The 21330-nt window shown below is 59.6% G+C and carries 19 protein-coding genes and 2 pseudogenes; 13 read left to right on the forward strand and 8 right to left on the reverse strand.

The window, feature by feature from the left end; translation table 11 throughout:
- Positions 1 to 4: 4 nt before the first annotated feature.
- From ACLH0I_RS12515 to ACLH0I_RS12525, 3 genes and pseudogenes are all read left to right on the forward strand, one after another.
- Positions 5 to 1240 (forward strand): NAD(P)/FAD-dependent oxidoreductase, encoded by a 1236-nt coding sequence (locus ACLH0I_RS12515; protein ID WP_411387227.1) that lies wholly within the window; start codon positions 5 to 7, stop codon positions 1238 to 1240.
- A gap of 247 nt (positions 1241 to 1487) precedes the next feature.
- A pseudogene (locus ACLH0I_RS12520) lies at positions 1488 to 2501 on the forward strand (cache domain-containing protein); the annotation flags it as partial.
- Positions 2502 to 2597: 96 nt separating this feature from the next.
- Complete coding sequence (locus ACLH0I_RS12525) at positions 2598 to 3365, forward strand: methyl-accepting chemotaxis protein (protein ID WP_411387495.1); 768 nt, start codon at positions 2598 to 2600, stop codon at positions 3363 to 3365.
- Positions 3366 to 3575: 210 nt separating this feature from the next.
- Here the strand turns inward: ACLH0I_RS12525 and ACLH0I_RS12530 are convergent, their stop codons facing one another.
- From ACLH0I_RS12530 to ACLH0I_RS12555, 6 genes are all read right to left on the reverse strand, one after another.
- Complete coding sequence (locus ACLH0I_RS12530; RefSeq protein WP_411387228.1) at positions 3576 to 5726, reverse strand: TonB-dependent receptor; 2151 nt, start codon at positions 5724 to 5726, stop codon at positions 3576 to 3578.
- Positions 5727 to 5798: 72 nt separating this feature from the next.
- Positions 5799 to 6188: a DUF2946 family protein gene (locus ACLH0I_RS12535; RefSeq protein WP_258632716.1), complete on the reverse strand. Its 390-nt coding sequence runs from the start codon at positions 6186 to 6188 to the stop codon at positions 5799 to 5801.
- Between the two features lie 61 nt (positions 6189 to 6249).
- Complete coding sequence (locus ACLH0I_RS12540) at positions 6250 to 6825, reverse strand: c-type cytochrome (protein ID WP_411387229.1); 576 nt, start codon at positions 6823 to 6825, stop codon at positions 6250 to 6252.
- Positions 6812 to 8119 carry a sulfite dehydrogenase gene (gene soxC / locus ACLH0I_RS12545; RefSeq protein ID WP_411387230.1) on the reverse strand — a complete coding sequence of 436 codons (1308 nt, stop codon included), beginning with the start codon at positions 8117 to 8119 and terminating at the stop codon, positions 6812 to 6814. The genes ACLH0I_RS12540 and soxC overlap by 14 nt, the downstream gene beginning before the upstream one ends.
- 186 nt (positions 8120 to 8305) lie before the next feature.
- Positions 8306 to 8923: a TetR/AcrR family transcriptional regulator gene (locus tag ACLH0I_RS12550; protein WP_054069184.1), complete on the reverse strand. Its 618-nt coding sequence runs from the start codon at positions 8921 to 8923 to the stop codon at positions 8306 to 8308.
- Between the two features lie 71 nt (positions 8924 to 8994).
- Positions 8995 to 9195 (reverse strand): hypothetical protein, encoded by a 201-nt coding sequence (locus ACLH0I_RS12555; RefSeq protein ID WP_411387231.1) that lies wholly within the window; start codon positions 9193 to 9195, stop codon positions 8995 to 8997.
- Between ACLH0I_RS12555 and ACLH0I_RS12560 the strand changes: the two genes are divergently transcribed.
- The 5 genes from ACLH0I_RS12560 (at position 9194) to ACLH0I_RS12580 (ending at position 13852) form a co-directional block, all read left to right on the forward strand.
- Entirely contained in the window at positions 9194 to 10009 is an 816-nt protein-coding gene (locus tag ACLH0I_RS12560; protein ID WP_411387232.1) for a DMT family transporter, read from the forward strand. The genes ACLH0I_RS12555 and ACLH0I_RS12560 overlap by 2 nt on opposite strands.
- Before the next feature lie 104 nt (positions 10010 to 10113).
- Positions 10114 to 10914, forward strand: coding sequence for a helix-turn-helix domain-containing protein (locus tag ACLH0I_RS12565; RefSeq protein WP_043042109.1), 801 nt, complete (start codon positions 10114 to 10116; stop codon positions 10912 to 10914).
- Positions 10915 to 10971: 57 nt separating this feature from the next.
- Complete coding sequence (locus ACLH0I_RS12570; protein ID WP_043042110.1) at positions 10972 to 12396, forward strand: NAD(P)/FAD-dependent oxidoreductase; 1425 nt, start codon at positions 10972 to 10974, stop codon at positions 12394 to 12396.
- Positions 12393 to 12734 carry a cupin domain-containing protein gene (locus tag ACLH0I_RS12575; protein WP_039011379.1) on the forward strand — a complete coding sequence of 114 codons (342 nt, stop codon included), beginning with the start codon at positions 12393 to 12395 and terminating at the stop codon, positions 12732 to 12734. The genes ACLH0I_RS12570 and ACLH0I_RS12575 overlap by 4 nt, the downstream gene beginning before the upstream one ends.
- A gap of 44 nt (positions 12735 to 12778) precedes the next feature.
- Entirely contained in the window at positions 12779 to 13852 is a 1074-nt protein-coding gene (locus tag ACLH0I_RS12580; protein ID WP_109755298.1) for a polyamine ABC transporter substrate-binding protein, read from the forward strand.
- A gap of 272 nt (positions 13853 to 14124) precedes the next feature.
- Here ACLH0I_RS12580 and ACLH0I_RS12585 read toward each other — a convergent pair whose 3' ends face one another.
- Together ACLH0I_RS12585 and ACLH0I_RS12590 are read right to left on the reverse strand one after the other, a co-directional pair.
- On the reverse strand, positions 14125 to 14481 hold the full coding sequence (locus ACLH0I_RS12585; protein ID WP_068934520.1) for a type II toxin-antitoxin system RelE/ParE family toxin: 357 nt from the start codon (positions 14479 to 14481) through the stop codon (positions 14125 to 14127).
- Positions 14482 to 14483: 2 nt separating this feature from the next.
- A complete protein-coding gene (locus ACLH0I_RS12590) occupies positions 14484 to 14774 on the reverse strand; it encodes a type II toxin-antitoxin system ParD family antitoxin (RefSeq protein ID WP_122568228.1) in 291 nt (96 codons plus the stop codon).
- A 194-nt stretch (positions 14775 to 14968) separates the two neighbouring features.
- Between ACLH0I_RS12590 and ACLH0I_RS12595 the strand changes: the two are divergent.
- The 5 genes and pseudogenes from ACLH0I_RS12595 to ACLH0I_RS12615 form a co-directional block, all read left to right on the forward strand.
- Positions 14969 to 15322, forward strand: a pseudogene (locus ACLH0I_RS12595) (cyclase family protein); the annotation flags it as partial.
- A 366-nt stretch (positions 15323 to 15688) separates the two neighbouring features.
- On the forward strand, positions 15689 to 17593 hold the full coding sequence (locus tag ACLH0I_RS12600) for a sigma-54-dependent Fis family transcriptional regulator (protein WP_411387496.1): 1905 nt from the start codon (positions 15689 to 15691) through the stop codon (positions 17591 to 17593).
- Positions 17593 to 19311, forward strand: a complete 1719-nt coding sequence (locus ACLH0I_RS12605) for an ABC transporter ATP-binding protein (protein WP_122568229.1) — start codon at positions 17593 to 17595, stop codon at positions 19309 to 19311. Before ACLH0I_RS12600 ends, ACLH0I_RS12605 begins: the two co-directional genes overlap by 1 nt.
- Positions 19301 to 19978, forward strand: coding sequence for a S8 family serine peptidase (locus ACLH0I_RS12610; RefSeq protein ID WP_122568230.1), 678 nt, complete (start codon positions 19301 to 19303; stop codon positions 19976 to 19978). Before ACLH0I_RS12605 ends, ACLH0I_RS12610 begins: the two co-directional genes overlap by 11 nt.
- Positions 19975 to 21270 carry an FAD-dependent monooxygenase gene (locus ACLH0I_RS12615; RefSeq protein WP_122568231.1) on the forward strand — a complete coding sequence of 432 codons (1296 nt, stop codon included), beginning with the start codon at positions 19975 to 19977 and terminating at the stop codon, positions 21268 to 21270. The genes ACLH0I_RS12610 and ACLH0I_RS12615 overlap by 4 nt, the downstream gene beginning before the upstream one ends.
- Positions 21271 to 21330 lie beyond the last annotated feature (60 nt).

The raw sequence follows: 21330 nt of genomic DNA on the forward strand, positions 1-21330 counted from the left end.
CAGCGTGAACGACAAACAAGTAGTAGTACTGGGTGCCGGCATCGTTGGTATAAGCACGGCCCTGCATCTGCAACGCCGGGGCTGTGCGGTGACCTTGGTAGACAAGGGGTCGCCCGGGCGCGAGACGTCATACGGTAATGCCGGGATCATCCAGCGCGAGGCCGTTGAACCGTACGGGTTCCCAAGGGACCTGGCGAGCCTGATGAGAGTGGTGACCAAGCGCGATATCGGCGTCAATTATCATCTGCGTGCGCTGCCGGAGTACATGCCTACGCTGACCAGGTATTGGGCCAACTCAGCGCCAAGGCATTACCAAGCTATTGCGGACGCCTTTCGGACCTTGGTCGAGCATTCAATCAGCGAGCATTCCGATTTGATCGAGCAAAGCGAGGCCCAACACCTGATCGTGCGCAAAGGTTGGATTCAAGCTTTTCGAACCTCGGAAAAATATGAAAAGGCGATGGAGAGCGCCCAGCGTGTGAGTGCGCACGGTGTATTGTCGCAAGCGTTGGACGGCGCCGGGCTCAGGCTCGCAGAACCCGCTTTGGGTGAAGCTCTCGTTGGGGGGATTCACTGGCTTCAACCTTGGACCTGTGTTGATCCGGGTGAGCTGGTGCAACGCTATGCCGAGCTCTTCTTGCGTGAGGGCGGACAGTTTGAACGCAGCGATGCCCGTTCATTGCGCCAAGCGGGAGCCGGCTGGCGAGTCTCCACCGAGTCCGGGCCGGTCGAAGCATCACAGGTCGTCGTGGCGCTTGGTCCTTGGGCCCAAGAGTTGCTGAGGCCCATGGGTTACCGCATCCCGTTGTTTATCAAGCGTGGTTATCACGCCCATTTCGCCGACGGGGCAAACTTGAGTCGCCCGGTGCTTGATACCGAGCAAGGCTACATGTTGGCGCCGATGAAGCGTGGTGTGCGCCTATCAACGGGAGCCGAATTCGCCCGTCTCGATGCGCCTCTGACCCCAGTGCAGCTAGGGAAGGCCGAAAGCGCGGCCCGACAACTCTTGGCATTGGGATCTCAGGTTGAGCGGACGCCATGGAGCGGTGCGCGACCTTGTACCGTTGATATGAAACCGGTCATTGGTGCCGCGCCGTCGCATAAGGGGCTCTGGTTCAACTTCGGCCATGCTCATCAAGGTTTTACGCTAGGTCCGGTCAGTGGCCGGCTGCTTGCGGAATTAATGATGGGAGAAACACCAGTGGTCGAGCCGGCACCCTTCGCTCCTGGGCGTTTCTGAATTGACGATGCGTCGGCCTTCTCGTCCCTCCTCTTGAGAGGAGGGCAGGCATTATCTGAAAGAAAAATGACGACCGAGTTGTCTCGTTTCCACGTCGTGTGAGCAACGTTAACGGCACTCGCCGCGGGCGCTTTTACCCATGGGCGCCCACGTTCCATCTGCCTGCCCAGGAATACTCATGAACATCAAACAGAAACTCACGTGGGCGTTTGCCGCTATCGCCTGCGCGCCAGTCATATTGGTCGCAATGGTTGTCGTACTGAACTTGCGTAGCGCAGCGCAAGCCGGTTTCCTGGATAGCAGTGGCCGCGAAATCAGGCAGATTGACCGCGGGATGCGGCAGTTTTTCGACAGCATCCGCCAAAACGTCGAATACCTTGCCAAAGACCCTCGGATCGCCAACGTTCAGGAATTGAAGAACTATACGGCCGCTGACGCCCCGAAAACGCCTGTGACGAAGGTCGATCGACAGATCCAGGTGATATTCGACAGTTTCGCAGAAACCCACCCAACCACGGCTTCCATTTCCCTTGGACTCAATGACGGAGGTTTTGCAGGTTGGCCCGATGACCAGACAATGGCCAGCTACGACCCACGGGTGCGACCTTGGTACAAGGCGGCCATGGAAGCCGCACGAGGCTCAACCGTACGGACGGGCGCGTATTACTGGGCACCCGATGACATGGTGCTGGTCAGCACGGTCCGCACGATCAATGACGCGAGCGGCGCCCCGGTGGGCGTCGTTGGCGTGGACGTATCGCTCAAGCAACTGACTGAATTGGTCAAAGCCATCAAGTTGGGCAAGAGTGGTTACCTGATGTTGGTCGAGGCCAATGGCAATGTCTTGGTCGATCCCGCAAATGCCAAAAACAATTTCAAGCCGTTAGGTGAGCTAGGACCCGGCTATGCCGAATTGGCCAAAAGCGCTGATGGGGTGACTCAAGTCGAGATCGATGGTGTGCCATACATGGTCAACGTCCTGAGTTCCGATGGCCTGGGATGGCGTTTCATTGGCCTGATCAAGCGTGATGAAGTGATGGCCGACGCCATGAGCCTGACCTGGTTGATTGCAGCCATCGCTGTTGCATTGGCGATGGTGTTCGCCATCGTTGGTGCTGGTTTTGCCAGCATGATCGTGCGCCCGATTCGTGGCGTGGCTGATGGGTTGCAAGAGATTGCCGAAGGTGAAGGTGACCTTACACGTCAACTCCAAGTACGGGGCAAGGACGAAACTGCCAACCTGGCCGGATGGTTCAATCAGTTTCTAAGCATGATCGCTCAGTTGGTGAAGCGTATTGGCAATGCGTCGTCCGATCTGCAAGTCGCTGCCGCTGACACCAACGAAGTCGCCAATAACATGAACCTGGCTGCCGGCCGCCAACGTGAGGCGGTGGAATTGGTAAGCACCGCTTTCAATGAAATGCTCGCCACTGCCAATGAGGTCGCACGTTCCTGCAGTGCCGCGGCGTCGAGTGCTGATGAAGGCTACCGCGACGTGCACGATGGCCAGAAGCAAATCAGCGAAGCCACCGGCAGCGTGCTTAAGCTCAGTGAGGAGCTGCAGGTATCGACCCAGACCATGCATCTGCTCGAGCAAGACAGCAATAACATCAATGCGATTCTCGACACCATTCGCTCGATTGCCGAGCAGACCAACTTGCTGGCGCTCAACGCCGCCATCGAAGCCGCCCGTGCGGGTGATCAAGGGCGTGGCTTTGCAGTGGTCGCGGATGAAGTTCGCGCCCTGGCTCGTCGCACCTCCGACTCTACCGGCGAAATAGACAGCCTACTGGGTAACCTCGCTCGCCGCACCCAGGAAGTCACCCAGCAGATGCAAGGCAGCCTGCAAGCGTCCAAGGCTAGCGTGCAGCGGATCCAGCGGGCCCGCGACAGCTTCGACAAGATCCGCGCTTCAGTGGACTCGATTCGCGACCAGAACACCCAGATCGCCACGGCGGCAGAGGAGCAGCATCAAGTGGCGGAGGAGATCAATCGGCACATCGCACAGATCCACGCCGATGCGCAGATGGTAGAGGAGTTCGCGCATTCAGCCCATGCCGGATCGGGGCGAATGACGGCCATTTCTGGCCAGCTTCAAGGATTGGTCGGGCGCTTCAAGTTTTAGTCCGTACGAACAATGGACGCTCAATTGTCGATTAGAGGGTAAGCCCCATGAGCGTTGAGCTCAGAGAAAAAACAGTGAAAGCCGCCGTCCCTGGCGGTCCCGTCCAGCGGGCCATTCAAACAGGCTGATCAACGCGGGAAGGCCTGCGCTCCGAATCATGATTAGACCTGTCAGGTCGCCAGACCGTGTGCTGCATTCCGTTCGGGGTCGTCAGTACTTCCACTGCACAGCGATTTCCAGACTGCGCGGCTCGCCCACGTAATACTGGGTGTTGCTCTGGTGGATGAAACGGGCATAGACCTCGTCGGTCAGGTTGCGCAGGCGCGCGCTGACCTGTACGTGCTTGTCCAGATCGTGGGTCATGGACAAACCATAGACAGTGTACGAGGGCACCCAGGTCGTATTGGCGGTGTTGGCGTAGACCGACGACACATAGCGCACGTCGGCCCCGAGCTGCCAGTCAGGAGCCACGTCATAGGTCAGCCAGAGATTGGCTACGCGGTCGGGAATGTTCACCGGATTCTTGCCTTTGCGCGAGAACACAACACCTGCGATGGTTTCATTGAACTCGTCGTACTCAGCCCTTACCCAACTGAAGTTACCGGCCGCCAATAGCTTGGGCGTGATCTTGAATGAGGCGGCCAGCTCTATGCCGGTGGAGGTTTGTTGACCCGCTTGTTCGGTGGTGTTGGGCACCGTCGAGGAGGGGACGGAGATGTTCTTGCGCACGATGCGGTAGGCCGCGGCGGTGGCCGAGCCGCGACCGTCGAGAAAATCGAACTTGCTGCCCACCTCGAATTGGCGACCGGTGCTCAAGTCGAAGTCGCTCACCTGGGCAATGGAGGCGCCGGTAAGCGTCCCTCCCGGCGGTTCGGCCGAGGTACTGTATTGGGTATAAAGGCTGACATTCGACGTCAGGTCGTACACCAGGCCCAGGCGTCCCGTGATTGCATCCCAACGCTTGTCGAGCCTGGCCTGCGCCGCATGATCGACTACCTCGAAATCGATATGGTCATAACGCAGCGCAGTGATCAGTGCCAGTTGCTCGGTCAGGCGCGTGCGGTTCTCGACGAACGCCGAAGAAGTATCAGTCCAAGTGCTGCGACCTTTACTGCGCGGTGCATCCATCCCCGGAATGTCCAGGAAGTGGCCCGGCTCGAAGCCATCTGGATCGATGGTGTCGAAGGCGCCTTTGGACAACGGGTAGTTGGTTTGCTGGTTGGTGTTGAAATCCACGCCCAGCGCCCAATCGCTGGCCAGGCCGAACAGCTGAGCCTGGTGAGTCAACTCGATTCGGTCACCGTTGACCTCCTGGTCGTGCCGCTGGCGGTAACCGCCGGAGCGGGCGATGGCGCTGTTGTCGCTGTTGTAGCGGTAGACCTCAAGGTTGCGGTAATCGCGCTGGCCATCGTAGTGGTAGAAGGTATTGCGCAACTGGGTGTTGTCGTCCAGTTGGTAGTCGGTGATCGAGCGTATCCAGCGGGTGCGCTGCTCGTAGCGACCGTCCTCGACGTTGTAGTTGTTGAAGCGGTTGCGCTTGTCGATCTGCAGCTTGCCGGTCAGCGGTTGCAATACCGGCGTGCCCCAGTAAGGACTGTCTTCCTTCTCTTCCAGGTATTCGATCGCCAACGTATGGGAGAGTCGGTCGTTGATGTCGCTGAGCAGCGAGAAGGCCAGGTTGCCCGCACCGTTCTCCTGGCGATCTATATAGCCGTTGCTGCTGGTGCGGCTGTAGTCGAGGCGCGCATAGTGGCGCGGGCCATCGCCGCTGTTGAGCGCTTTATTGAAGCCGACCGCGGTTTCCCAGGTGTCGTAGCGACCGTAGCTCATTCGGCCCTCGAAGGTATCTTCCTCACGGTTGGCAAGCTTGGTGATCACGTTCAGGCTGCCCCCCACGGCACCGCTGCCGTTGAGGAACGAGGAAGGGCCGCCGAGCAACTCCACCCGGTCATAAATCCAGGCGCCGACCGGACGGGCCGCGCCACCGTATTGCAGATTGATGCCGTTGAACAGCTGGCTGATCTGGGCACCGTTGAAACCACGGTACGACACATAGCCGCCCCAGCCGGGTGGCGCAGAAGCGTTAACCCCAGGCAGAGCGTTCGCCGCGTCTTGAAAGTTGCGTGCCCCGATACGTTCCATCGTCTTGCGATCGGCCACGCTTACAGAGGCGGGATTTTCCCGGGCACTGAGATTCAGGCGCGAGCCGCTTTCGATGGGGGTATCCAGGTCCAGGCTGGTGGCCGGTTTCGGCTGGTCGGCCGAGGCATTGATGTAACTGGTGGGTAAGTTCAGGGCAGTGTCTTGCGCCCACGCGCAGGTGCTGCCCGCGAGCAGCGCTAAAGTGGTCAAGCGAAACATGAAGAGCTTCCTGGCTTAATTCGATGAGCACACACCCCGCCGCGCTTGATGCAGCGGCGGGTGGTGAAGATGTCAGAGCGCGGGAAGCAGGGCGGGGGAGGCGCGAGGATTGATCAAGGGCCATCGCTGCCTGGGTTGGCAACGGGTCGGTTGTGCGGGCAAGGGCTTGGCTGGCTCGCCGGCAAGCAGGGCGAGCAGCCCGAAAAACGCCGCCAGCAGGATCGCACCGAACAGGCTCGCAATGACGCAATCAGCGACGACGGGCAGCGAAGGGGCGGGCACATCCTGCAGGCCCTCGAATATTGCCCCGCCGTCAGTAGAGCAAAACAGTCCGCCGTCCAAACCGCTCAATCGCAAGCCGGCCATTTGTCCATGGCCCATCGCACACAGCAACGAACCGAACAGGATGCTGAAGTACAGCACCCAGGCAATCATCGATTTTTCGCGGCTGGCCAGCTTCATCAGCAAAGCTCGTTGAGAAGGAACGGTTTATCGGCGAGCGGATTTTACATTTTTTGATCCGTCAGTGAGCTTTTAAACAGTTCGACATACAGGCAACCGCCTTGCTGTCCGGTCTGTCGTCGGTATAAAAACCGTCTCGATTCGGCATCTTTACATCCGCCAAGGTCGATGCATCCACGGTCGCGTTGGCGTCCAGCAGTTTGTTCATGTGCAGGATGTAGCCGGTCACCGCATAGACTTTTTCGTTGGACAATGACTGTGGCGCCTGGAAGGGCATGGCTCTTCGGATGTAGTCGAAAAGCGTCGTTGCATAGGGCCAATAGCTGCCGACTGTCTTGAGCGGTTTGTCAGTCGTCAGCGTTCCTGCGCCCCCCGCCAACGCGGGGCCGATGCCACCTTCGAGCTTCACGCCATGACAGCTGACGCAGCTGCTCATGTAGACCTTTTCCCCATCAGCCACCGTTGCGCGCCCTGGAGGCAACGCCTTGCCGTCGGGTGCCACGTCGATGTTCCAACTGGCGATCTGCGCTTCGGTAGCCTTGGTGCCCAAACCGTACTGGGATTGTGCCGAGGCATGGGTCAGCGCACAGGCGCACAGCAAACCGATGAGAAACGATCCACCTTTAAGCCCGTCCATTGGTCACCTCCCCATTGCTGGAAACACGCCACGGTTGCACCGAATTGTTGTGGTAGAAAGAGACCTTGCCACGTTCATCAATCAACTGTTCCAGCATCGGCTGAACATAGCCGGTCTCGTCGATGGCGCGGCTCATGATCATCAATTCCTGGCCGTTCCATTCGAAAGGCGCCCTGAAGACAGTCAGCGCCTTGGTCAGAATGGGTTCTTGTAATTTGGCTTGCGTCCAGTTATTGCCGCCGTCGACGGAGACATCGACACGGGTGATTTTTCCGTGGCCGCTCCAGGCAATGCCACGCATCTCATGCAGGCCTTTGCGCGTCAGTTTCTGGGTGCCGGAAGGGTAGGTCACCAGCGATTTGCATTCCATGACAAAGGAAAATTTCCGAGCTTTGCCGTTGGCCATCAAGTCGGTGTATTTGGCGGTTTCTTCCCGGCTGTAGGCGGGCGCATCGGTGACATGCAGTCGGCGCAGCCATTTGATGTGGGTATTGCCCTCGTAGCCGGGGACAAACAGGCGCAGCGGATAGCCCTGTTCCGGCCTTAGACGCTCGCCGTTCTGGCTGTAGACCACCATCACATCGTCCAGGCATTTCTCGATGGGAATGCTGCGCGTCATTGCGGCGCCGTCCGCCCCTTCGGCAATGATCCACTTGGCTTGGGGCTTGAGCCCGGCTTCATCCAGCAGGGTCTTCAGGGGAACGCCCGTCCATTCAGCGCAACTCACCAGGCCACTGACCTCGGCGGCGGTTTTGCCCCACGGAGGTAGAAACGATGGATTGCCCGAACACTCCATGAAGTGCACTCGTGACACGGCGGGGAACTGGCGTATCTCGTCCACGGTAAAGATCAAGGCAGTTTCGGTGAGGCCGTGAATTGCCAACCGATGTTGCGCCGGATCGATTTGTGGGACGCCTGCGTGATGACGCTCATAGAACAGGCCGTTCGGGGTAATGATGCCGTCCAGTTCCTGAAGTGGCGAGGTGCTGTAGGCGGACATCGTGTCCTTCAGGCCGGGATACAGATTCCTGACGGCTTTGGTTTCGAATGTTGAAGGTTTGCCATAAGGGCTTGCCGTCGGGGCGCCAAGACTGCGGGTCCATTGCGGAACTTCAAGAGGCTGGCTCGGATCAATCGGGGCGATGTTGGTCGTCTCTGCGGTGACCAGATCGCTATTACCCAGCGCATAGGCAGCAGTACCGATAACGGCCCCGCTTTTAATCAAGAAATCCCGGCGAGCCAAAGCTGTTTGAGACGTGTCTTGCTGGGCGGGGACCATGGATTTTTTTGTCATTGTTGTTCCCTCTGGTTCTTTGTCGGGATGGACCCAACGGCAAGCCTGTAGACTGATCGGTCGGTCTGTAGTCAGCCTAGAACGAAAAACGCGCGTGGTCCAGTCGCAAGGACAACCATCGGTGATGGGACGTGAATGAGGAGGAGGTCGAGGGAGGCGGCGCATTTGAAGCGCCGCTGATGACAGTCAAGCCAGGCGTGGCTCAACCTTCAGTCCGGGCAGGAGGGTGTCGCAGAAAAACGTCGCGATGGATTCCGGCGAGCGTGGGCCTCCGGGTTTGATCCACAAGTAGCTGTAGTGATGAATACCAAGGATAGCCTTCACGGCCAACGAGTCCGATGTGCGGAAGGTCCCCTCGCTCACGCCAGCCTTGAGGATATTCGACCAGAGCTTTTCATACTGTCGGTGCAGGTCGAGCAACTCGGTCTGGCGCTCGCCAATGACCGAATACACTTCCCGGAAACACACCGTCATTTCGGCCAGGTGGGTGACAATCGTGCGCATCACGATGGCCGAGAACTGGCGAAATTTATCTTCCGCAGCCAAATCGCTCTCGCACAGAGGCGTGCCTTCTGCGATGAGCACCCGCAGATACCGGCTGGTGATTTCGAACAGCAATTCTTCCTTGCTGCCGATGTGGTAATACAGCGCGCCTCGAGCCAGGCCAGTGGCTTTTTCCAACTCAGCCATGCCGGTCGCGTGAAACCCGCGCGTCGAAAACAACTGCGCGGCGATTTTCAGTATTCGCTCCTTGGTGCTTGTTTCAGCAGGTTCGGCAGCGACGACGGCGTTCTTTTTTCCCATGGGTCGATTCCAACCGGTTGAGCTTCAATCATACCCATGCGTGCGCGCTGAAGGATACAGACGGGAGAAGCTCATCCCAAGGTCGCAGGAAGATAGTTGTATTGACCGATCGGTACAGAGGCGTTTAACGTATTTCCAAGGGCGTGGTGGCGTCGAGCGTTCTGAGAGCCTGCCTGGGCATTGGAATCGACCATGACAATAAGCAACTCCGTAACGAAGGCGTCCAGCTCGTCAGCTTCGGCAAGATTGATCGCGATGATCTGTTTCGCCATGCTCGCCTTTGCCGCGAACTCGCTGCTGTGCCGCCTGGCGCTTAAGCACACCAACATCGATGCCGCGAGTTTCAGCGTGGTCCGGCTGGCCAGCGGGGCATCGGTTTTATGGCTGTTGTGTGCCTTGAGGCGGACCTCAACCATAGGCAAAGGCAGTTGGCAGGGGGCCGCTGCCTTGTTCGTTTACGTCTTCGCTTTTTCCTTCGCGTACCGTCATTTGGAGACCGGGACGGGGGCATTGCTGCTGTTTGGCGCGGTTCAGCTGAGCATGGTTCTGTACGGCATGTTCAAAGGCGAGCGGATGCACACGTTGGCAGTCGTTGGGTTTGTGCTGGCGATTGTTGGCTTGGTTAGCCTGCTGGTTCCAGGTGCCGCAGCACCTGACCCCGTTAGCGCACTCACGATGCTGTTATCGGGGGTGGCATGGGGGATCTACTCACTGCTTGGCAAAACTGTCGCCGATCCCTTGGCAACCACAACCGGCAACTTCTTGCGCTCGATTCCCCTGGTCTTGATGGCAAGCGTGCCGTTTCTCTCAGCGCTGCGTTGGGATCCGCAGGGGATACTTTATGCGGTGCTTTCCGGTGCGCTGGCGTCAGGCGTCGGCTACGCGGTCTGGTACGTCGCGGTGCGTTATCTTGCAGCGTTTCAAGCCGCGACGGTGCAGCTAAGCGTGCCCATCCTGGCTTCGCTGGCGGGCATCGTTTTTCTGGGGGAAAGCCTGAGCGTAAGGATGGTGTTGGCATCCATTGCTGTACTGGGCGGCGTTGCGTTGGTGCTGGGTGGCAAGCATTGCAGAGCCACAGGCAGCTAGAGGCTCCGCTCTCTCAATCATGTGCGCCTGGGCGTGCCTGAGTTTGTTCGCTCAACCACTCAAGGACTAGACTGGTGCCGCCCAGTCATAAGGCCCGTCAACCCATGCTCCTCGTCCCGTCAGATACCGCCGAACAGACAAAGCTCACCCTCGAGGTGGTGCTGCGCTATCACATGGCCTGGAAGCACCGCGACCTGGAGGCGATACTTGCGCTCTATCACCCGCAAGTGCAATACAACGATTTTTTCCAGAACCGCAGCATGGGGCTGACCGAGCTGCGCGCCTACATCACCGGCACGTTGCCGCGCCATCCCGATGAGTATCTTGAGCACAATGACCGCATCCGCGCTGACGGCTGCACGGCATTCATCCAGTACCAGACCGCTCTGAAGGGCAGTGGCGAGCGGGTGGTTTTTCGCACCAGCGAAGCGATCACCGTATGTGAGGGTCAGATCCTGCGTGTCAACGAATACGCGTCACTCGTGCGCGACGGCGAGCCGCACGCCGGGCGTCGCGCCCCCGCCATCAGTAAGCTAGGGCTCTCGGCGCGCCAGTTGAGTTTCATGGCGCGAGACTTGGCCGATTACTTTACCCGCCAACAGCCATTCCTGGACCCTGACCTGGATCTTGCTCGGATCGCCAGCGCCACCGGGTACAGCCGTAATCAGTTGTCTTACCTATTGAATCAAGTGCTCGGGCAAAGCTTCTATCGCTACGTGACTCAGGCTCGCTTGGCCTACCTCCTTGAACGCCTCGCCAGTTACGACGAAAACGCACCCATCGATGCCCTCGCAGTGGCTGCCGGATTCAATTCCACCTCTGCGTTCTACAAGGCTTTCCGCTGCCATACCGGCTGCACACCAAAAGCCTGGTTGAAGGCCAATTGCGCGCGTACCCGCAGATAACACAGGCCCCTTCGCTGCGCATTAAGCTCTGTCGGCAATCAAACGATGGAGCAGGTAATGGCTGGTTGGGGTGGTGTGAGTTTGTGGATGGAGCAAGTCGACGAGGCGCTGACGCCGCGTCCGGCGTTGCATCAGGATCTGCGAGCCGATGTGGTGATCATCGGTGCCGGCTACAGCGGCCTTTGGACGGCCTATTACCTCAAGCAGCAAGCACCGCACCTGGACATCGTCATAGTTGAAGCACAGATTGCCGGTTTCGGCGCCTCCGGCCGCAATGGCGGCTGGTTGATGGGGAATCTGCTCGGCGAAGACCGACTCCTGGGGCCCTTGCCCGCCGCCCAACGTCATGCAGGATATCAACTGCTGCACGGAATTCCCGATGAAGTGGCGCGGGTGTGCCATGTCGAAAGCATCGATTGCGAACTGCGTAAAGGTGGCGTGCTGTACTGCGCGGCGCGGTATCCCGAGCAAGAACGGCGCCTGCGCGAACAACTCGCTGCCGCCCGTGCGCAAGGCCTTGGTGAAGACGATTATCGCTGGCTGAGCCCTCAGGCTTTGCGCGAACAATTGAATGTGGCCCAGGCGTACGGCGCCCTGTATTCATCTCACTGCGCGACCCTTCAACCTGCCCGGTTGGTACGGGGGTTAGCCAAAGTCGTGGAACGCATGGGGGTGCGCATTTTCGAGCAAAGCGCTGTGCTCGACTGGACGGCAGGCCAAGTTCGAACCGAGCACGGTCGAGTGAGCGCCGATTGGGTGGTGCCGGCCGTCGAGGGGTATGCCAGTGCCTTGCCCCCGCTGAACAAATATCAACTGGCCGCGCAGAGCCTGATCGTTGCGACTGAGCCGCTCTCGGCCGACGTATGGGCCCAAATCGGACTCAATCGTGGCCAGGCTTTCAGCGAAAACAGCCGACAAGTCACCTACGGTCAGCGCAGCCGCGATGACCGCTTGGTATTTGGTGCCCGAGGTGGCTATCGCTTTGGAGGTCGCCTGCGCAGTGACTTCAACCTCAGTCAGGCCGAACGTGAGTTGCGCCAGTACCTGTTCAGCGAGCTATTTCCGATGTTGCGCGATGTTCGCCTGACTCATGCCTGGGGCGGCAACCTGGGTGTCGCCCGGCGCTTTCACCCGCACATGCTGGTTGACCGGCGCCAGAAGATCGCACTCGCCGGCGGCTATGGCGGCGAAGGCGTAGGCGCCAGCAACCTGGGTGGTCGCACCGTGGCCGCGCTGATTCTTGGTCAGGACAACGAACTGACACGCCAGCCTTGGGTGTGGGCCGACCGTCCGCTGGCCTCGTTGCCACGCTGGGAGCCAGAGCCCCTGCGCTGGCTGGGTTACAACGCCATTATCCAGAGCTTTGTTCACGAGGATCGGATATTGGCCAACCTCCATGTACCGCGCTGGCGTCGCCGGATGGCCGAGGGTCTGGCGGGTTGCATGGAACGATTGATGAAGTCCAAGGAGCCGTTCCCATGAAGATCGATCATTTTCGCGACACCCCACACTTGCCTCTCGGGGAATCGAGCGCTGTCGGCGTACCGCTGGGTGAGCCGGTTTCACAGGTTGCCACGACAAGCGTTGAACGCGATGACGGCGTCGAAGCCGGCGTGTGGGAATGCACCCCCGGCCGCTGGCGGCGCCAGATCGTGCAACAGGAGTTCTGCCATTTCATCCAGGGGCGCTGCACCTTCACCCCGGATGGCGGTGAGGTCCTTCATATCCAGGCCGGCGACGCATTGATGTTGCCTGCGAACACCACGGGAGTCTGGGATATACAAGAAACCGTTCGCAAAAGCTACGTGCTGATTTTCTGAACTGCCTTCACCCAGAACGTAAAGAACAAAGGTTGAGGTCTCGTATGTTGAAGTCGATCGTTCCGCTACTGTTGATCGCGTCCACCGCTCAGGCGGCAGACACCGTCAGGATCTACAACTGGAGCAGTTACATTGCCCCAGATACCCTGCAAAACTTTACCAGCCATACCGGGCACCCGACTCAGTATGACGTGTACGACAGCAACGAGGTCCTCGACGCCAAACTGATGGCCGGCCGTTCCGGGTATGACGTGGTGTTTCCCTCCAACCACTTCATGGCCCGGCAGATCAAGGCCGGTGCGCTGAAACCGCTGGACCGTAGCAAGCTGCCGAACTGGCAGAACCTCAACCCGACGCTGATGAAAGTTCTGGAGGCCAACGATCCGGGCAACCGATACGGTTTCCCGTACCTGTGGGGCAGCACCGGCATCGGCTACAACGTCGCCAAGGTCAAGGCAGTCCTGGGCGATGTACCGATAGACTCATGGGACATCATCTTCAAGCCGGAGAACATGAAAAAACTCGCCCGATGCGGCGTAGCCATGCTCGACAACGGCCCCGAGATCCTTCCCATCGCCTTGAACTACCTGGGGCTTGGGCATCACAGCAAGGACAAGGCCGACTACGAGAAGGCCCAGGCGCTGCTGCTCAAAGTGCGGCCCTATGTGAATTACTTCCACAACTCCAAGTACACCAGCGATCTTGCAACGGGAGACGTGTGTCTGGTCGTCGGGTTCTCTGGCGACGTGATGCAGGCGGCCGCCAGAGCCAATGAGGCCGGCAATGGCCAACAGATTGCCTACGCCATCCCCAAGGAAGGCTCACCCATGTGGTTCGACATGGTCGCCATGCCCGCCGATGCTCCGAATGAAGCTGCCGGTTACGCGTTTCTGAATTACCTGCTGGACCCCAACGTCATGGCTGACATCAGCAACCACGTGCACTATGCCAACGGCAATGCTGCCGCTGAAGGCATGGTCGACAAGGCCATTCTCAACGACCCGATGGTGTACCCGCCTGAAAGCGTGATGAAGAAACTCTTCGTTCTGGAAGCGATGCCGTTAGAGACCGACCGACTGCGCACGCGTGTCTGGAGTCGGGTTAAAAACGGGCAATAAAGTCAATCGCCGATGATGCGGGCAGCCCGGATCATCGGCGGCAGGTCCGCGGTGCGAAAGCATGCCTCACACGGGCACCATGACCGCTTGATGTGCTCTAGAAACAAGTCCAGAATCAAGTCTTTTCCTGCTCCGGCTAGAAAAGAAACCCCTTAAATTTCAACGAGTCGGACACCAGATACGAGTCTCGTTTCCCGCTCCAAGATTCACAGAAAAGCCACTCAGATGAGTGGCTTTTTTGTGCCTGGGATTTATGCCTTTGGTGTTTGTGGTCAATCGTTGGGCAGATGCAACGGCACCTCCATGGCGTCATGGAGGAGTCGGACGATCTCAATCACGTCGCCGTCTCCCACACGATAGAACACGATATGTCGCGGACTTTTGACCACTCCATGAAGTTGTTTGGCCTGCTGGCGTGAATAGACGAGGTGATAGCTGCGAAGGCCCGGTGCAAGCTTATCGCGGTCGTGGCTGCCAACGCGATAAGGCGTGTTGGCAATCGCTTGCAGCGCCGCGAGGATCAGTGCCTGGTAGCGCTGGCGTGCTTGATCGCCGAACTGCGTCTGGGAGAGCCTGAGGATGTCGACAATATCGGCGCGCGCCGCGTTGGAAATCCGATACTGCGGCATGCTCAGTGTTTCTCGCTCGCGGGGAGGGTTGCCTCCAGACTCAAGCCCTCGAGGTAGTGCTCCAAATCCCCTTCGTTCAACCGCGTAAAGCGCCCGCATTCAAGGTCCATGATGCCGATCGAGGTCGCCTGACGCAGGGCTTCAATTTTGGCGGTGTCTTCGGCGACGCGCTGCTCCAATAGACGCAAACCTTCTCGCATCACTTCGCTGGCATTCTGATAACGGCCGGACTGCACCAGGTCATGGATAACCTGTTCCTGGTGAGGGGTGAGCACAACGTTTCGCGTCGCCATAATTAGCTCCAGCTTTGGGCAGACAGGTTTTTGATTATTGGCATATTATGCCATTTTGCCCACGAACACATCGTTTGAGTTTGGATCTCTATCCGGTGATTTTCGTTAATTACAGTCAATCCTCGTAGCCAAGCGATTTTAGGTGGTTCATTGATGATCGAAAGACTTTTTTCCCTGGTTCAGATCCGCCCAGAAGCGTGCGTGCCGGGGCAATCTTCGGTCAACCGGGTTACCTGGATGCCGGCATTGGGATGGGCCGCGAGGCCACGCTATACCTGCTCGAACGTGGCGTGCGAGTGGTCGGCACTGATGCCTGGAGTTGGGATGCTCCCTTCAAGTCAACCCGCGAGCGCTTTCTTGCCAGCGGCGATGCCTCGATCATTTGGGAGGGACACAAGGCCGGTCGTGACATTGGTTATGGTCAGATGGAAAAGCTGGCGAATCTGGAGAGTCTGCCGGACCACGGATTCGAGGTGTCCTGCTTTCCGTATAAGATCAAGCATGCCTCGGCAGGTTTCGTTCGCGCCGTGGCGATCATCTACAGGTAGAGTTGTTGCGATGTCGGTCAAGTCTGGATTCGCACGTTACTCCATGGCGCGGCTCATGATCATCAACTCTTGGCCGTTCCATTCGAAAGACACCCGGAAAGCGGCCACGATGCTGTTATCGGGGCTGGCATGGGGGGGCTTTGGGCCTGACAAGCTACTCGTATAGGTTCGTCGTCGTAACGAACGTCGTCTATTACTTCTGAAGGGAAAGCCCATTGGTCGTCTGGTCGGGCGATGGATGGTCACGTTGTCCCCTAAGCATTAGAAATGCCGTAACGCACTTGCCAATGCCCTGACGTTAACGTAAAGATGGCAACAAGGCGCTGAACTCAGAAGGGCGCAGGGCGGACCGATCCGGAGCGCTTGCTGATGCTGATAAAGACAACTCATCCCAAACTTCATCGCGAAGCCCGCCTGGCCCGGGAAAAACTGCATCTCGAGGGCACCGTTCCCGATGGTGTGTTGCGTGCGGAAATCGATGCGTCGTGGCGGCGCAGTCTCAGCCATGGCGTGCATTTCAATGCCAAGCAAGAACTGGCGCTGGAATCGAACGCGAGCCTTGAAGTGCTGTTGGAAAGCAATCGATTGTTGATCGATGCGGCGACGCCGGCCATCGATTATCTGGCCGAACGCCAGGGCAAGGAAGGGCTCATCATCCTCGCCAATTCCGACGCTACCATCCTTGCCGCCGAAGGGCGCACCGATGGTTTCAAAGGGAGCGGGCTGCAAGACATCACGCTGGGCGCTTGCTGGAGCGAAGCGGCGCGCGGCACCAACGCGCTGGGTACCGCGCTGGTGGAAGCCCGGCCAACGATGATTGATTGCGGCGAACATTACCTCGACCGTCTGACCAATTTCTCCTGCACCTCGGTGCCGATTTATTGCCCGCAGGGCGACATCCTTGGGGTCCTTGACCTGACCCGCGAAGGCCCGCTCGGCCGCGTTCACGACAGCACCGCGTTGCTGACCATGGCCGTCAGCCAGATCGAAAGCCGCGTGTTCAACGCTTGTTACCCGGACCAGATCGTCCTCGCCTTCCACAGCCGTCGGCAATATCTTGAATCCCCTTGGCAGGGCTTGCTCGCGGTGAGTCTCGGCGGAAAGATCCTTGCGGTCAGCGCCCAGGCGTGCCAGTTGCTCCATGCCGAGCGTTCGGTGCTGGTTGGCCGACGCTGTGAAGAGTTCCTGGGTGTCGATGGCCTGCAGCTGTTATCGCGTTTGCATCAGAGCGGCATCGGCAGTCTGCAAACCGCCAAGGGTGAATTTTTCTACAAAACCCTGCGCGCGCCGCAGCGCTTGATCAATGTCAGCACGCCATCGCGCACCCCGACTAAAACCGCTAAACCGCAACCCGATCTTGAATCCCTGGCTGGCAACAATGCTCGTTACGCCCGGGCGCTGCGCATGGCCCGCCAAGGCCTGGCCAATGAATTGCCAGTGTTGCTGCTGGGCGAAACGGGCACCGGCAAGGAAGTCATTGCCCGAGCGTTGCATATGGCTGGAACGCGCTGCGACAAACCTTTTGTCGCGGTGAACTGCGCAGCCATCCCCGAAGGCCTGATCGAGTCGGAGCTGTTTGGCTATCGCGAAGGCGCTTTTACCGGTTCGCGTCGGGGCGGCATGGTAGGGCGCTTGCAACAGGCCCACGGCGGTACGTTGTTTCTCGATGAAATCGGCGACATGCCGCTGGCTTTGCAGGCCCGTTTACTCAGGGTATTGCAGGACCGCAAGGTCGCGCCGCTGGGTGCTGGAGAAGAGCAAGAGATCGACATTGCCCTGATCTGCGCCACGCACCGCGACCTCAAGCGTCTGGTGGAAGACAAACATTTTCGCGAGGATCTGTTCTATCGGGTCAACGGCATCAGCGTGATGCTCCCGGCCCTGCGCGAGCGCGACGACTTCAATGGTCTGGTCGATCGTTTGCTGGCCAAGCTCGACGCGCCGACGGTGGTCCTGCATGACGATTTGACCCGCCTGCTAGGCGGTTATCATTGGCCGGGCAATATCCGCCAACTGGAAATGGTCCTGCGCACCGCGCTGGCCATGCGTGAGCCGGGGGACACCCTACTCACCCTCGACCATCTGCCCGACAGTATGCTCGACGAACTGAGCGCCGGCGAACGCCCTCAGAGCGGCAGTATTCGTGAACATGAGCTGGAACTGATTCGCCAGTCCCTGGACATGCATCAAGGTAACGTCTCGGCCGCCGCCGATGCCCTGGGTATCAGCCGCGCGACCCTGTATCGCAAGCTCAAACTGTTGCGTTCGTGATGTTGCGGTTGATCGTTCGGCTGATCGACAGCCAGAACCCCGCGGCCCTGCAAGCGGCGCTGCGCTGGCTCTACAGCTTCGTGCGCCCGCACCGGTTGGCGATTGCCGGGTTGCTTGGGCTGTCGGTCTGCGCCTCGTCGCTGGTATTGGTGCAACCATGGCTAACCAAGCTGCTGATCGACGACGGCCTGTTGGCGCACAATTTTGCGATGCTGGTGCTGATCGCCGGGTTGATGATTGTCGCCGGGTTGTTGGGGACGGCGCTGTCGGGCATCAATCGTTACCTGCACACGCGATTATCCGGACGGATTCTGTTTGCCCTGCGCGATGACCTTTATCGGCATCTGCAGACGCTCTCGCCGGGTTTCTACGGCCAGCGGCGTATCGGTGATCTGATGTCGCGTCTGGATGGCGATGTCGCGGAGATCCAGCGCTTTGCCGTGGACTCGCTGTTCTCGGCGGTGTCGAGCGTGATTGGCCTGGTGGTTGCCGTGGCGATGTTGGTGACCCTGTCGTGGCAGCTGTCGCTGCTGGCCTTGGTGCTGATTCCACTCGACGTGCTTTGGCTACGCTGGATGCGGCGCAAGGTCGAGCGCGATGTGCGGCAGTTGCGCGAGCGTTCCGCGGACATGTCCTCGTTCATGGTCGAGACCTTGCCGGTGATGAAATTCATTCAGTCCGCCGGTCAGCAACAGCGCGAGGCGCGGCGGCTGGAGACGTTGGGCCAAGGGTATATGAGTCAGCTCCTGCGCCTGCAAGTCACTGAGTTTTTCACCCAAGCGGTGCCCGGCACGCTGACATCGTTGTCGCGGGCCTGTGCGTTTTTGATTGGCGGATACTGGGTAGTGCAAGGGACTTGGCAGTTGGGCGCGCTGATCGCGTTTTCCACCTATCTGGGCATGGCTGTCGGCCCGGTCCAGAGCCTGCTTGGGCTCTACGTCGCGATTCAGCGGATGACCGTGAGCCTTGGGCGGGTCATGGAACTGCGCGGTGAAGAGCCGACTGTACTCACCCCTGTTGCGCCGCAGCCGATGCCGGATTCTGGCGAACTGCGTTTCGACAACGTGCACTTCAGCCACCCCGGTCGCCCGACCACCTTGCGTGGTATTCAAGCGCGAATTCCCTATGGTTTGAAAGTCGCCCTGAGCGGCGGCTCTGGTGTCGGTAAGTCGACCCTGATCGATCTGCTGCAGCGGCACCACGATCCGCAGTCCGGTCGGGTCTTGCTGGGGGAGGTCGATCTGCGGGAACTGGACCTGTTCCAGTTGCGTCGGCGGATCGCCGTGGTCAGTCAGGACATCGTGCTGTTTCGCGGCAGCCTCGCCGACAACCTGGCCTACGCGGTGCCGGACGCCAGTCGCGAAGCGATTGCCGAAGTGGCGCGGCTGGCGCAGCTCGACAGCCTGATCGAGTCACTGCCCGAAGGCCTCGACAGCCCTTTGGGCGAGCGTGGCCAGCAGTTATCCGGCGGACAGAAACAGCGCATCGCCATCGCCCGGGCGCTGTTGCAGGATCCGTTGATCCTGGTGCTGGACGAAGCGACTTCGGCGGTCGACGAAGCCACCGAGCGCGAAGTGATCGCGTCCATCGATCGGTTGTTCGCCGGGCGTACGCGGATCCTGATCAGCCATCGCCCCTCGACCCTGGCCGATGCCAATTTGTGCTTTGAACTGTTGGATGGCGTGCTTACGTCAAGAACGGTGCAGCATGAGGCCTGAGCTGCGGATTGGGGTGGTGGACAGTGGTCATTGCGCAGCGCAACGAGTGCGGGTGATTGCCGGTCGACGGTTCTCGCTGCGGGAGGATGGCCTGGCCGAAAGCGATTTGCGCGACGATCCGCTAGGTCATGGCAGTGCGGTGATCGAGGCCATCAGCCGGCGTGCACCGGCGGCGGTTTTTTGCGTCGCCCAGGTGTTCGACCAGCGTGGCGTCACCAGCGCCTTGCAGATCGCTACCGCCATCGGTTGGCTGGTGGCGCAGGACGTGCGGTTGATCAATCTGAGCCTCGGTTTGCGGCAGGATCGAAGCTTGTTGCGTGAAGCCTGCGCAGCAGCGGTGGCGCAGGGCATTCTATTGTGTGCGTCCAGCCCGGCTCAGGGCTTAGGGGTGTTCCCGGCGGATTATCCGCAGGTGCTGCGGGTCACCGGCGACGCTCGTTGCACCGAGCAGCAATGGTCGTGGCTCGACAGCGCCCAGGCAGATTTTGCCGGGTGTGTTTACGGTACCTACCCGGGGCAGTCGGGTGCGAGCCTCGGTTGTGCGGCATTGAGCGGGCATATTGTGGGTTTTCTCGTTGAAAATCCCGAGGCGAGCAACGAACAGATTGTCGAGTGGCTGCAAAAAAACGCCCATTATCACGGCCCTGAACGGCGCGTCGGCCCATGAAGCCGATTGTGATTCTTGGCGCGGGGCCTGCGGGGGCGGCGGTGGGCCTGGGGTTGCGGCGGCTTGGATACCCCGTCACGCTGGTCAGTGAGTGGCGGCGCTTTGCGGCGCTCGAAGGGGTGTCCATGCGGGTGCTGGAGGCACTGCGCGGTGCGGGGCTGCATCAAGCATTGACGGATGCGGCGCAGCCTTCCCAGCGACAGGTGTCCTGGAACGGTCAGCAGCATGCTCAGAACATCGAATTTTTGCTGGATCGCCCGAGCTTCGATCGCGGCTTGCGCGAGGACTTGCGCCTGGCCGGCGTTGAATTGATCGAGGGCCGAGTGCTGACGGTGCAGTCGCATGCTTCGGGGCATCGAATCGAACTGCAAGGGCGTGACGCGCTGCTCGCGGATTTCCTGGTGGAGGCCCGCGGACGCCAGGCACCGGCCCTTGGCAAAGGCCTGCGGGGACCAGAGACAGTCAGTCTGCTCAATCGCTGGCAAGGTACGCCGGGTATCACCGCCAGCGCTGTGGAAAGCCTTGTGGACGGCTGGGCCTGGATGGCGCGTCGGGCCGACGGCCAGTGCTATTGGCAATGGACAGTGGACGTGGCCAGTGCCGAGTTGCCGGGCAAGGCGCTGTTGCTCGATTACTGCCGCCAGCGGTTCCAGCAGTCGACATTGACCCAGGCGTTTTTCGGGGATGAACCGCAAACCGATCTGCACCTGCATGCCCGAAGCAGCACGGCGATTTTGTGTCCGCAGGTCTGTGGCGACCATTGGATTCGTGTGGGCGACGCCGCCATGGCGGTGGATCCGCTGTCGGGGAATGGCATCTTTCAGTCATTGTCTTCGGCGTTGCAGGCGCCAACGGTGATCAACACGCTGTTGCGCAAACCTGAACGGAGGTTGCTGGCACAGCGTTTTCATCAGCAGCGGGTAGAGCAGTTGTTTTTACGCTTCGCGCGCATTGGCCGGGACTTCTATGCCGATGAGCAGCGCTGGCCGGACCAGCCGTTCTGGCAGGCGCGAAGGCAATGGCCGGATGCTGAGGTCGCCCACGCCGCGGCGGATTTTTCCGCTTTGAAGATTGAGTCTGCGCCGGTGCTCAGGGATGGATTCGTGGATGAGGCCGAAGTGGTGATCACGGCGGATCAGCCGCTGGGGATCTGGCATGTGCAAGGAGTGGAATTGGCACCGTTGGTGCGGCGGTTGCGCAGCGAGCCGGTCGAGCGGGTGTTGACGGGGTTGTCAGTGGAGCAGGGAAGGATGGTTCGGAGCTGGTTGCTGGGGCAGGGGTTCAAGCCCTGATATTTGGGGTGCCTGGGTTGGCCTATCGTGAGCAAGCTCGCTCTCACAGTTGCGTCGAAA

This window comes from Pseudomonas sp. MPB03 (assembly GCF_046605385.1).
Taxonomy (GTDB): Bacteria; Pseudomonadota; Gammaproteobacteria; order Pseudomonadales; family Pseudomonadaceae; genus Aquipseudomonas; species Aquipseudomonas zanjanensis.